Genomic DNA, 12,169 nt, shown 5'->3' with positions numbered 1-12,169 from the left:
AAGCAATTATCATCAAAAAAAAGGATTGCCCCCGCAAGTTTGGGGGCAATCCTTTTTTTCAAGTTATAGTTTTACTCGCTGCAATCGAAGTGCGTTCAATACGACTGACACCGAACTAAATGCCATCGCAGCTCCTGCTAACCATGGTGCTAAAAGACCAGCTGCGGCAAGAGGAATCCCCATCGTGTTATAGCCAAATGCCCAAAACAAATTCTGTTTAATGTTTCTCATTGTTTTTCTGCTCATCATAATCGCATCAGCAATACTCATTAAATCTCCACGAATTAATGTAATATCCGCCGCTTCCATAGCAACATCCGTACCTGTACCAATTGCCATTCCGCTGTCTGCAACGGCAAGTGCCGGTGCATCATTGATTCCATCTCCAACCATTGCAACCTTTTTCCCTTGCGCTTGGAGCTTTTTAATCTCATCGGCCTTACCTTCAGGTAAAACCTCCGCAATGACATGTGAAATGCCAGCTTCTTTTGCAATGGCCATTGCTGTTCTTTCGTTGTCTCCTGTCATCATGACCACGTCAAGTCCCATTGAGTAAAGTCTTGCAATGGCCTCTTTAGAAGTGTCCTTGATTGTATCGGCAACAGCAACGAGTCCTGCAAGTTCACCATCGACTGCTACGAGCATTGATGTTTTGCCGTTCTGTTCAAGCTCAACCATTGTTTCATCCACAGCTGAACTATCGATTCCTGCTTGCGATAAAAGCTTTCGTGTCCCAATAAGAAGTTCTTTCTCACCGACTGTTGCACGAACACCAAACCCCGTGATCGATTCAAATTGCGACGGAGAAGAATAAGTGATGCCTTTTTCCTTAATTCCTTTTACGATTGCTTCTGCTAGCGGGTGCTCCGAGCCTTTTTCAGCAGATCCAACTAGATACAAGAAATGTTCCTCCTGCCAATCTCCAAAACGGATGACATCCGTTAAAACAGGCTCACCTTTTGTTACTGTTCCCGTTTTATCAAGAACAACTGTATCAACAGATTGAGTCATCTCAAGGTGCTCTCCACCTTTAAACAAGATCCCTTTTTCCGCTGAACGGCCTGAACCCGCCATGATCGATGTAGGGGTAGCTAAGCCAAGTGCACAAGGACATGCAATAACTAATACAGCAATGGTAGCTTCAAGCGCCGGTCCAATTTGACCAGGTGAAACGAATGCCACCCAAATAATAAATGTGAGAAGGGCAACACCTACTACGATCGGTACAAAAATACTCGATATTTTATCCGCTTGTCGTTGAATTGGCGCTTTTGAACCTTGAGCCTGCTCCACCACTTTAATAATTTGTGAAAGTGCTGTTTGTTTTCCTACCTTAGTGGCTGTCATCTTTAGAAACCCTTGTTTATTAATGGTGGAACCAATGACAGAGTCCCCTGCGACTTTATCAACAGGTACACTTTCTCCAGTAATCATTGATTCATCGATAGCGGAGCTGCCCTCTAAAACAGCTCCATCAACCGGAATTTTTTCACCCGGTTTAACAACCAGCACATCCCCCACTACTACTTGATCAAGCGGTAGGTCAATCTCTTGCTCATCACGAATAACTGTTGCTGTTTTTGCTTGAAGACTCATCAGCTTCCTTATCGCCTCAGATGATCTTCCTTTCGCTCTAGCTTCAAATAATTTTCCAAGTACAATCAATGTAATGATAACTGCACTGGTTTCAAAATAATAACCCATTTGGTGACCCGGCATACTAATGGACTGATAACCTAGGTAAATACTGTAGAAATAGGCGGCGGACGTTCCGAGTGCCACCAGCACATCCATATTCGCACTTCCGTTTCGAAGAGATTTATATGCGCCGACATAAAACGCTTTACCTACTATAAACTGGACCGGTGTAGCGAGTGCCATCTGAAACCATGGATTCATTAATAGATCCGGTACATATAACCATGATGTAAAGCTAAAGTGACCAATCATTGTCCACAACAGCGGCAATGTAAAGATAAGTGAGAAAATAAATCGCTTCTGCTGCTTTTTAATTTCCACTAAACGATAATCAACTTTTTGCTTTTCATCTTCTCTTGGATGTGCTTCATAGCCAAGCTTTTTAACTTGACTGATAATATCGTGAGTGGACATCTCACTTGGATCGTATTCAACAGTTGCACGCTCTAATGCTAAATTGACGGTTGCTGTCGACACACCCTCCATACGGTTTAATCCTTTCTCGATTCGAGTCGAACAGGCCGCACAGGTCATTCCAGTAATATCAAGCTCTGCTTTTTCTGTGACGACGTCATAACCAAGATCCCTTACCTTTTGCTGAAGTGCCTGTGTATTCGTAACAGAAGGGTTGTATGATACACTTGCCCGCTCAAGCGCGAGGTTCACATTTGCTTTTTCAACACCTTCCACTCTAGATAATCCCTTTTCAATTCGAGTCGAACAGGCCGCGCAGGTCATCCCGGTAATCTGTATTTCTTTTGTTGTACATTGGCTCATCTCTTTTATCACTTCCTTATACCTTATAGGGGTATATTTTCATCCGATTAAAAGTGTGCTTTTTTCATTCAGCACACTTTTAATTTCGTTATTATGCAATATCGTACCCTTGCTCTTCAATCGTATTACGGATTTTATCTAGTGACACATAATCTTTTTCGAACTCTACATCAACGGTCCCCTGATCTAGATGGACGTCCACCTTGCTTACACCAGCAACGTTTCCTACATTGCCTTCGATTGCTTTTACACAATGCTGACATGACATACCTTCTACTTTTAACGTTATGTGTTCTACCATTTTGATCATTCCTCCTATTTTTTCATTAAGCGTTTCATTGTTGTAAGAAGTTCATCAACAACCTCGAGATCTCCTTCTTTAATGCGATCAACAATACAGCTTTTCATATGACCTTCTAATAATAATTTAGATACGCTGTTCAGCGCTGATTGAGTGGCTGCGATTTGCGTAATAACATCATCACAATACGTATCCTTATCAATCATTCCTTTAATTCCCCGAATTTGACCTTCGATGCGATTTAGCCTCGTCGTTAAATTCTTCTTCATTTCATCTGAATGATGGCTCTTACGCTCATCTTTATTTGAGCAACACTGCGTGTCTTCTTCAAGCATGTCTTTCTTAAAATTAAGAACCTCCATGCCATTCACTCCTGCCTTTAAATACTTTGCATTCTTACCTGCTTGTTGCAAGTATAATATACCCCACCAAGGTATGTAAAGTGATTTGTTTAATTCTTTTAAAAACGTTATTTTTGTAGAATTTATTATTATTACATTACCCTTTATATGTGAATGTATAACAGAATTTATTTCCCTTTAGTTCGTTGAAGGGGTCAGACCCCTTCAACGAACTAAAGGATTATAAAAACCCGCACCGTTTATTGTGGGGTTCTTTAGATATTTTATTTAATAATGGACTTTTTTTCTTTCCATTACTAAGTTGCCTCCAGATATCACTCAATCAAAGTCCCTACTGCAGCTTAAGATATGCACTCATTCCCTGGCAATCAGCCAAACTAAAGGCTCCATCCCAGCAGACAGCATCCACATCATAAGACAGCTTATCCATACGAAAAATTTCAATAGAAAAGAAACCATGCTTTTCCCCTTTTTCTTTTTAAATTAGAAATTGACAAATGCAAATATAGTAATTAATGGCAATAAAAATAAATCACGCCCAACTCGTCGATTCTGCAAATCTTTCCTATCAGAATGATCCATAACTTTTACATCCAAAATAAAGTTTACGTCGAGGAAAAGAAGGTTAATAAAATGACACAAGCAGATCTCCTTCGATAACGTCCATCTTCCTTAAGGATTGATTGCGATCGAACATCAAAAACCGAAAAGAAGCAATATGGCATATGAAAAAATCCTTGTCGATTACACCAAAAAAGATATTGAAACCCCCTACCAGTATCATGAGTATTCATAAAGAATAGTTCAAGGAAGCTTGAGCAAAACGATAAAACTAAATACAAAAAATATATATTTGATAGACCGATTGAACCTTTCTTAAACGATTTATTTCTTTAATGGGTATTAAGATCATTCCTTCCCATTCCATTTTTCTTACATTCTATCATTCACCATTTTTCTTTATCGTTCAATAGGAAGGAGTCTTTAATCTCTTAAAATCCCCAAAAACCGATCAATAGTTCACGTATTTTCAATAAATATCAGATATACTATGAATAATAGTTCATTATTCACATTCAACTATTCTAAATGATTGGCAGGGATAACGATGGATTGGTTCACTTTAGTTACTGGTATTATCTTCTTGCTAAACTTTATATTTGCTGGAATCCTTCTATTTCTTGAAAGGAAGGATGCTAGCGCTACCTGGGCGTGGCTTATGGTATTATTTTTTATCCCAATCGCAGGTTTTGCACTCTATTTACTTTTAGGAAGAAGGCTAAGCAAGAAAAAATTATTCGACTGGGAGGATCGACACAAGGTCGGAATTGATAATCTTATCCAATATCAAATGGATGCCATCCAGCAAAAGACATTTGAATTTAGTTCAAAAGAAACGGAAGATATGCAGGATCTTATTTATATGCAGCTTATCAACAATCATGCGGTGCTTACGCAAGATAATGATGTGAAGATTTTCATTGATGGACACAAGAAATTTGATGCGCTTTTTAAGGATATAGAAGAAGCCAAGAACCATGTTCATCTTCAAACGTATATTCTCAGACGTGATAATCTCGGGAAACGCCTCATGACGTTACTGCTAAAGAAAGCCAAGCAAGGTGTCAAGGTACGCGTCCTATATGACGATATGGGTTCTCGCGGAATGACGAAGCGCTACTTCAAAGAGCTACGGGCCGCCGGAGGTGAAGTAGAGGCATTTTTCCCATCAAATGTACCGATTATTAATCCTCGGCTTAATTTCAGAAATCACCGTAAGCTTGTCATTATAGATGGCCGGGTTGGTTATATCGGCGGCTTCAACGTAGGAGATGAATATCTAGGACTGGATAAACGCTTCGGTTATTGGAGAGATACGCATCTGCGCGTGGAAGGCAGCTCCGTCCATCCTATTCAAACCCGTTTTATATTAGACTGGAATCAAGCATCCTATCGCCACGACATTGAATACGCAGAACACTTATTTCCCGCTATTCCTCGAAAAGGCGAGGTTGCCATGCAGATTGTGTCAAGCGGGCCGGACTCTGAATGGGAGCAAATTAAAAATGGTTATATTAAACTTATTACCAATGCGAAAGAATATATTTATATTCAAACACCTTATTTCATTCCAGATGCAAGCTTGTTAGATTCCTTGCGAATTGCTGCATTATCAGGAGTAGATGTTCGGATTATGATTCCAAATAAACCAGACCATATGTTTGTTTATTGGGCAACCTATTCCTATGTGGGTGAATTAATGAAAGCCGGGGCTCGAATCTATATTTATGATAATGGATTTATTCATGCGAAAACGCTGGTTGCAGATGACGAAGCAGCTTCTGTAGGAACAGCTAACATTGATTTACGGAGCTTTCGTCTAAACTTTGAAGTCAACGCTTTTATTTATGATAAGGGTACGGCTTCAAAGCTCGGTCAAATTTTTAGAGACGATATGAAGCTATCTACGGAGCTTACGGATGAGTTATACCAATCGCGCTCCCTTTATATCCGCTTTAAGGAGTCTATTTCAAGATTGCTGTCTCCAATTTTATAATAAGACTCTGTTTATTTAATGCCTGTTAATTTCCGCTCTAGGCGTTCGCTTTCCGCGGGCGGTCTGACGCTCCCATCAACATCGTGCAAAAGCCGGCCATTACCTTTAAAATAGCCTATAATTATAAAAACACATTAAAAAGAGCTGTTCCTTAACCACCAGAGCAGCTCCTTCCTTATGATAAAAATTCATTACCCTTTATAAAGTACAATAAAATCAAATGCAAGGTTAAGAAAAAATGCAGTATGGATCGCAACAATAACAAGACCATTCTTAGTAATCTTATTCATCCCTTCCACTCCTTCACCTATTTCACTTTATTATACTATATATTCTGAATTTTAAAACTCTTTAACTATTTATTTATTTTTACATAATATTGTTCCAGAAGTTCTTTTTCTTTTTCATTTGACAGTCCCGCTCTCCACTTGTGATCCTCTCGAGCTGCCTGCCACATATAAGTATCGCTAACCGTTTCTTCTATTGGACGAAAAGTGAGTCCTTGCGTCATGGCTTTTGAAGCATCTGCTAAAACAAATCCTGTCGGATATTTTTTATTTTTGGGGATCCAAAAAGGCATATCTACAAAAGCCCCAATCTCCTTTTCTACCAAAAAGTCATCAGCAACCCATTCAATTTGAGCATCCGCATTTGTCACTCTCTGAACTGTGTTGAGAAGATTTTCCATCGAAGCTGATAATCCAGCCGCATTAAACGTTCCTGTCGCCTGTTGTTCAACCATACGAATCACCCATTCAGTCAAATCCCTTGCGTCAATCCATTGAATTTCCCGATCCGGCTCTCCCGGAGCGAGTACGGTTCCTCCTTCTCCTATCCGGTATACCCAATAAGTAAAACGATCCGTATGATCGTAAGGACCGACAATCAGGCCAGGACGAATCACAAGAGACTGTTCCCTAAACCGGCTTCTTACGATTTCTTCACACTGTGATTTTAACGGCCCATAGGTTTCTCCATTGATTTCTTCGGTTTCCTCTGTCAGCTCAGCTAGCGATGTATTCTCTTCATTTACTGGCCCGTTGGAAAAATCCTCATAAACGGATACAGTCGAGATAAACGTGTAGTGATTAACACGCTTTTGCAGCAGCTCAGTTGTGGCTTTCACCTGGCTCGGCACATATCCAGATATATCGATTATCGCATCCCACACGCCTTTCTTGAGCGTCTTTAGATCGTCATTTCTATCCCCGATAAGTTTCTTAACATTAGGAAACAGCTGCTGGTTTGTTTTTCCCCGATTAAAAAGCGTCACCTCATGACCTGCCTTTAACGCTGCTTCTGTCATATGTCTTCCTAGAAATTGTGTCCCGCCCAAAATGAGGATTTTCATCTTTATCTCTCCTTTTTATTGTGATCGATTATATTTCTTATTAAAATATTGATCTAATCCCCTGCTTAATAGATGAAGAGACAGCATTGTGATCGCGATCGTTGCAACTGTTGAAAAAACAATCCACTCCACCGAAAAAATATCCTGACTGATATTCGCTAGAAGCGATGGCCAGCAATAAAATTATTTACGGTTTCAATGCCTGGCCCACGCTTAAACGTTATAATAATATGACTCAAAAAGATCCCTATGTTCGCAAATTGAGCTAAAAGAAATAATTCCCTGACAAAGATTCTCTAAAATGTTATTCTTCTTAATATTTTACACTATTTACACATTCCATAAAAAGAAAAAGAGATGATGCACTGCCATCATCTCTTTTTCTTTTTATATTAAATTCCTAAATACTCTTCTAATGTCAATCCACTTGCATGAACCTTTGTGGCAAGCTCTACCCCTAAGTATCTAAAATGCCAGGATTCATATTGATACCCTGTGATTTCCTCTTTACCTGGTGGATATCTGAGAATAAATCCGTAATGATGGGCATCTTCTGCCAACCATTTAGCTGCTTCTGTATCTTTAAAGCTGTCCTCAGCCCAATATTGCTCCTGACCTTCCTCCCCGATATCAAAGCCTAATCCGGTTTGGTGTTCTGAATAACCTGGTTTAGAACTAAAGCGATCCGCTTCCTCCTGACCATGCTTCTCAACATAACGATGATACAGCTCATCTTGATATTCATACGAGCGGAATGTGCTAAAAGCAACAAGTTCAATTCCAATCTCTCTTGCAGCGAACTGCATACGCTCAAACGCCTCATTTGCTTCAGGATCTACACCTGGCGCATAGTCTATTGGAAGCGGGTATTGTTTATTGGCAATTAATACACCTTGAACATAGGTGGGTTCTGTAACTGTCTCTGGTGTTAATAGCTCCTCTGGCTCTAGTGAAGATGAATGGGTGCTGTTTCCTTCTTCTGCCGTTACACTGCCATCCGCAGAAGCGGCTTCTTCTTCGACCTCCTGATCCGCTTCTTCTTCCCTGTTCTCTATCCCGACAGTGTCCTGATCGTTCCCTGACCCACTAAACTGATTTTGAACCAATGATGTAACGCCATGTACTGCCTGATTGAAGGACCAATTATAAAAACCTAATGCACCAACTGCTCCCCCTGCAACGATGATCAATACAATAGATAAGGTAATCCACAGGCCTTTTCTGCTTTTCTTTTTATTTAAAAATAATCGCTGATTTTCCATTCTGAATAAGCTCCTTCTTCCATTCACTAACCAAATAACTTTTTATACTTAGACTCCATTCTATCAAAAAAAGTTACAGCATCACTACTAGGAGTTTAATAAATAAAACGAAAGCCTCTGCTAGTTCTGCATTACGCAGAACTAGCAGAGGCTTTCTTTATAATTATCTTTACCTTACAGCAGCTGCATACTTCCTTACTACGGCTACAACGAGCACATCATCTTCTGGTAAGTCTGCCGCATCCGCAAATGCTTTTTTCACACCATGTTCTTCAATCGCGGCTTGTAGTGCTATTGCTTCCTGATCCTCTTCATTTTTAAAATGAAGAGCGGCCGCTATTGTATCAATAAGTGCATTGGGTTCTCTCCCCTGTTCCATCAATGCACGAGCTGGATAGACCAATCTTTCTTTGGCACTTAGCTTTCTAAGCGGTGATCTTCCTACCCTTGAAAGTTCATCAGAAAGATACGGATTTTCAAAACGACTAATAATTTTATTTACATATGCTTTATGCTGCTCCGGATCCAATTCATATTTCCCTACAAGAAATTCACTTGTCTCGGATAATACTTGCTCTACTTTTTCCTTTATTGCTGCGTTTTCCATCGCTCTATCAACTGTCACGTAGCCTTCCTGCAATCCAATATAAGCAATCGCGGCGTGTCCGGTATTAACCGTTAAAAGCTTTCTCTCGATAAAGGGTGAAAGATCCTCAACGAATTGAACACCCTCCATATTAGGAATGCTTCCTTTCCAAGAAGGCTCCTCAACGACCCATTCAAAGAATGGCTCTACTTGAACGGTTAGCAAGTCATCATGATGCTGAATCGGCACGATTCGATCGACTGCAGAGTTTGGGAAACCAACTTTACTGAGAACGCGTTCTTTAATCGTATCATTTAAATGCCCTTCAATTTCACCGCGTAAAAAATCTGTTGCCTGGATCATATTTTCACAAGCAACTACATTCAGCTCTTTAAGCATTGATTGTTCTTCAGCATAAGCTAAACCAGCGGCAATATCCTTTGCAATATGCGTCAGAATATTAGGACCCACTGAGGCTGTAATTAAAGAAGCCTTAGCAATTGTTTCATTTAAACGTTCGTGTTCACTGCTGCTGTGAATACCGGATACATTTTCTACAACAAAGGAAGCCTGCTCTGCTGAAGCGATCTGCACAGTATAAGAACCTTTTTCATTCAATTCATCAATAACAGCTTTATTAACATCGACAAAGGTTACCTGATAGCCTGCTTTTGAAAGAATCGCACCGATAAACCCCCTGCCGATATTGCCTGCTCCAAAATGGACGGCCTGCTTCATTATTCAGCCTCCTCAAAAAGACGAATAATTTCTTCTGCACTGTTGGCTGCAACAAGCTTTTCTACATTTTCGATTTCTGAACAAACGATCGCAATTTTAGATAGCAGCTCCAGATGTTCACCATCTTTTCCTGCAATCCCAATAACAAGCTTAACTGTTTCTCCATTGAATTCAACGCCTTCTGGAACCTGCAGCAAGGATAAACCGGAAGAAAGCACCTCTATCTTGGCTTCATCTGTACCATGTGGAATGGCGACAAAGTTCCCCATAAATGTTGAAGTCAATTCCTCTCGTTCCTTCATTTTGTCAATATAAGTTGGCGTTACATATCCTTGCTCGACTAAAATTTTTCCAGCTTGCTCAATGGCTTCTGTTTTCGAATTTAGCTTTGCATTTAGGATGATATTTTCTGGTTTGAATAGTGTACTCATTGTGGTCCCTCCAAAAATGAATTTAGTTTTTTCCGTATAAATTGATAGTATTTTTGTTCCAGCAAACGATGAATTTCGTCTTTCTCTCCATTTGTATAGATGGCAAGCTGTTTGTCATCTTCAATAATTGATGCACTAATGATGCTCATCAATTCAAAACCATCACCATGCATTTCATCCGGTGCGAGAAGCAATAGCATTCGCTTCATCTGAATATGCTGCTGGTCCATTGATTTGACCTCAACCGGAGAAGCCAGTTGAATGATCATAAAGAGCGGCTCTGTTATGTCTGCTGATCGGCAATGGTATAATGCGAGCCCAGTACCTGGGATTCCGAGTCCTCCAAGCTCCTCACGTTCCTTTAAATGATTAGCCACAACCCCAGGTGATGTAATGACACCTTTTTCTATGCTGAATTGATCTGCTAATTGCAGGAGCTCCTGCTCTGTTAAATCGTTTTCCAGCTTGATAATCGTGAACTTGTTTAGCAGTTGAAGCATAATTGTGATCACTCGTTGAAACTCTTCTAATGAAGAGGCGATCGATTCCCCGGGTAGCTCCTGCTCTTTTGTGACATATCCCTTTTTCTTTGTAATTAAAGGCATTTGAAGCTGAATATATCGCTTGACCTTTTCTACTTCATTGCTTGGCAACAGCGGACTTACAAGAAGATACTCCTGTTCAATATCAACTAATCCAACAGTAGACATGATTAGGTCATATCGCTGAGCTGAAAGTGATTTCGCTTCATGGAGCGATGCAAGTGTAATCTTTGTTATTTCCGGAAATTCTTTTTTTAAACGACTTGCCAGCATTTTTGATGTACCAATGCCGCTCGAGCATACAACTAAAGCCGAAATAACTACTTTTTCTTTTCGAATCTCCAGTGATGAAGCAAAATGAAGCACCAAAAATGCAAGCTCCCCGTCTGAAAAATTCAAGTTAGGAAATAAAGAATGTAATGTCTCCTTAACTGTGTTGAATAAGATTGGATAATCTTCTTTAATGGACTCTTTAAGCGGATTGAAGGCATGGGTTCCTTCTTCCGCTCGGTGAATAGCTGGCTCCAGGTGTGCAATCAGTCCTTCAAATAAGGAGTGATCCTCTGAAAAATCAACGTCTACCCGCTGTCCTACCTGTTGAATAAGCTGTTGAACAAGGAATGACCATTCTGTCATTTCTTCACTCACGACAGATAGCTGCTCTCTTCTTTTAGCTCCTCTTAGATGGATCGTAATATAACCTACCTCTTCTTTTGGTATGCTTAGTTCAAATTCCTCTGATAAAGAACGTGCAAGAGATTCTGCTACTGCGTATTCCACCGTTTGGCTCAATTCTTCACTTACCGAAGGATCCAGTTCGATCCGTTCTCCCGCTTTTATGCGCTGGATCGCCAGCGAAATATGTATCACAAGTGCCAAATACGCACTATCTGCAATTGTGTAGGGCAGATCCTTTACTTCATCCATAATAAGCCGCTCAACTTGAATTAACAGCTCACGGTCAACGACTCCAGCCACCTTGTCATCCATCATACCCGGATAAATAAAATGCTCATCTACCATTGAATAGAGAGAGGATGTATCCATCTGCTCAATCATTAAATTTGCCAGTGCTTTTCTTCTTTCTCTTTCTGACCCGACTAACTCGATTCCATACCCTCTTTTACGCAAAATGGAAAGTCCATAGGGCTTGATTTGCTCTGACAGCTTATCCAAATCCTGCATAAGCGTTGCCGTAGCAACATTTAATACACGTACAAGCAAAGCAGTTTTCACAGGTGAATCATGACGTATTAAATAATGAAGAAGCACGACCAGGCGTTCTTCCTGCTGTAAGTCATGCTCCTTCACCCCTTGCAATGCGTCATCAAGACGTTGCAAATTACTGGATGTACCTCTAATTCGAATACCTGTTCCTGATTGTTTCTCCAGCTGCACATCATATTCAGCTAAAGCACTCTCCACCTTTTTTAACTCACGATGGATCGTTCTCGAACTGACATCCAACGCATCAGCAAGTTCTCGAATAGTTGTGAACTGGTGCTGGGTCCGTAACAGCCACTCGATTATTTTTCGTTCACGAGCAGAAATATAGTCCATTGGC

Annotated in this window: 9 protein-coding genes; 1 reads left to right on the top strand and 8 read right to left on the bottom strand. The window is 40.3% G+C overall.

The annotated features are described in order from the left end of the window. Window positions 1-63 precede the first annotated feature (63 nt). The 3 genes from KP78_RS02580 to KP78_RS02570 all read right to left on the bottom strand — a co-directional run bounded on the left by KP78_RS02580 (window position 64) and on the right by KP78_RS02570 (window position 3,111). A complete protein-coding gene (locus KP78_RS02580; protein WP_041085987.1) occupies window positions 64-2,475 on the bottom strand; it encodes a heavy metal translocating P-type ATPase in 2,412 nt (803 codons plus the stop codon). 91 nt (window positions 2,476-2,566) lie between these two features. Beyond that, window positions 2,567-2,776 carry a copper chaperone CopZ gene (copZ, locus tag KP78_RS02575; protein WP_041085986.1) on the bottom strand — a complete coding sequence of 70 codons (210 nt, stop codon included), beginning with the start codon at window positions 2,774-2,776 and terminating at the stop codon, window positions 2,567-2,569. A gap of 14 nt (window positions 2,777-2,790) precedes the next feature. Further along, window positions 2,791-3,111: a metal-sensitive transcriptional regulator gene (locus KP78_RS02570; RefSeq protein WP_106388522.1), complete on the bottom strand. Its 321-nt coding sequence runs from the start codon at window positions 3,109-3,111 to the stop codon at window positions 2,791-2,793. A gap of 1,135 nt (window positions 3,112-4,246) precedes the next feature. Between KP78_RS02570 and cls the strand changes: the two genes are divergently transcribed. Further along, a complete protein-coding gene (gene cls / locus KP78_RS02565; protein ID WP_200889194.1) occupies window positions 4,247-5,695 on the top strand; it encodes a cardiolipin synthase in 1,449 nt (482 codons plus the stop codon). 355 nt (window positions 5,696-6,050) lie between these two features. On the opposite strand, the gene KP78_RS02560 is transcribed toward cls, so the two are convergent. From KP78_RS02560 to KP78_RS02540, 5 genes are all read right to left on the bottom strand, one after another. Continuing rightward, complete coding sequence (locus KP78_RS02560) at window positions 6,051-7,046, bottom strand: NAD-dependent epimerase/dehydratase family protein (RefSeq protein WP_041085985.1); 996 nt, start codon at window positions 7,044-7,046, stop codon at window positions 6,051-6,053. Window positions 7,047-7,438: 392 nt separating this feature from the next. Beyond that, complete coding sequence (locus KP78_RS02555) at window positions 7,439-8,308, bottom strand: M15 family metallopeptidase (protein WP_041085983.1); 870 nt, start codon at window positions 8,306-8,308, stop codon at window positions 7,439-7,441. A gap of 169 nt (window positions 8,309-8,477) precedes the next feature. Beyond that, the gene (locus KP78_RS02550) at window positions 8,478-9,632 is read right to left on the bottom strand and encodes a mannitol-1-phosphate 5-dehydrogenase (RefSeq protein WP_041085982.1); all 1,155 of its coding nucleotides are present in this window, start codon (window positions 9,630-9,632) and stop codon (window positions 8,478-8,480) included. Continuing rightward, the gene (locus KP78_RS02545; RefSeq protein ID WP_041085980.1) at window positions 9,632-10,063 is read right to left on the bottom strand and encodes a PTS mannitol transporter subunit IIA; all 432 of its coding nucleotides are present in this window, start codon (window positions 10,061-10,063) and stop codon (window positions 9,632-9,634) included. The genes KP78_RS02550 and KP78_RS02545 overlap by 1 nt, the downstream gene beginning before the upstream one ends. Then, window positions 10,060-12,165, bottom strand: a complete 2,106-nt coding sequence (locus KP78_RS02540; protein ID WP_041085978.1) for a BglG family transcription antiterminator — start codon at window positions 12,163-12,165, stop codon at window positions 10,060-10,062. Before KP78_RS02540 ends, KP78_RS02545 begins: the two co-directional genes overlap by 4 nt. Window positions 12,166-12,169: the final 4 nt, after the last annotated feature.

Origin of the sequence: Jeotgalibacillus soli (assembly GCF_000829435.1) — a bacterium.
Taxonomy (GTDB): Bacteria; Bacillota; Bacilli; order Bacillales; family Jeotgalibacillaceae; genus Jeotgalibacillus; species Jeotgalibacillus soli.
The sequence above is the reverse complement of the archived record's forward strand: the minus strand, read 5'-3'. Positions and strand labels throughout refer to the sequence as shown.

Coding starts and splice junctions, on each gene's coding strand:
- KP78_RS02545 (WP_041085980.1), bottom strand. CDS start 10,063: ATGAGTACACTATTCAAACCAGAAAATATCATCCTAAATGCAAAGCTA.
- KP78_RS02560 (WP_041085985.1), bottom strand. CDS start 7,046: ATGAAAATCCTCATTTTGGGCGGGACACAATTTCTAGGAAGACATATG.
- KP78_RS02550 (WP_041085982.1), bottom strand. CDS start 9,632: ATGAAGCAGGCCGTCCATTTTGGAGCAGGCAATATCGGCAGGGGGTTT.
- KP78_RS02555 (WP_041085983.1), bottom strand. CDS start 8,308: ATGGAAAATCAGCGATTATTTTTAAATAAAAAGAAAAGCAGAAAAGGC.
- KP78_RS02580 (WP_041085987.1), bottom strand. CDS start 2,475: ATGAGCCAATGTACAACAAAAGAAATACAGATTACCGGGATGACCTGC.
- cls (WP_200889194.1), top strand. CDS start 4,247: ATGGATTGGTTCACTTTAGTTACTGGTATTATCTTCTTGCTAAACTTT.
- KP78_RS02540 (WP_041085978.1), bottom strand. CDS start 12,165: ATGGACTATATTTCTGCTCGTGAACGAAAAATAATCGAGTGGCTGTTA.
- copZ (WP_041085986.1), bottom strand. CDS start 2,776: ATGGTAGAACACATAACGTTAAAAGTAGAAGGTATGTCATGTCAGCAT.
- KP78_RS02570 (WP_106388522.1), bottom strand. CDS start 3,111: ATGCTTGAAGAAGACACGCAGTGTTGCTCAAATAAAGATGAGCGTAAG.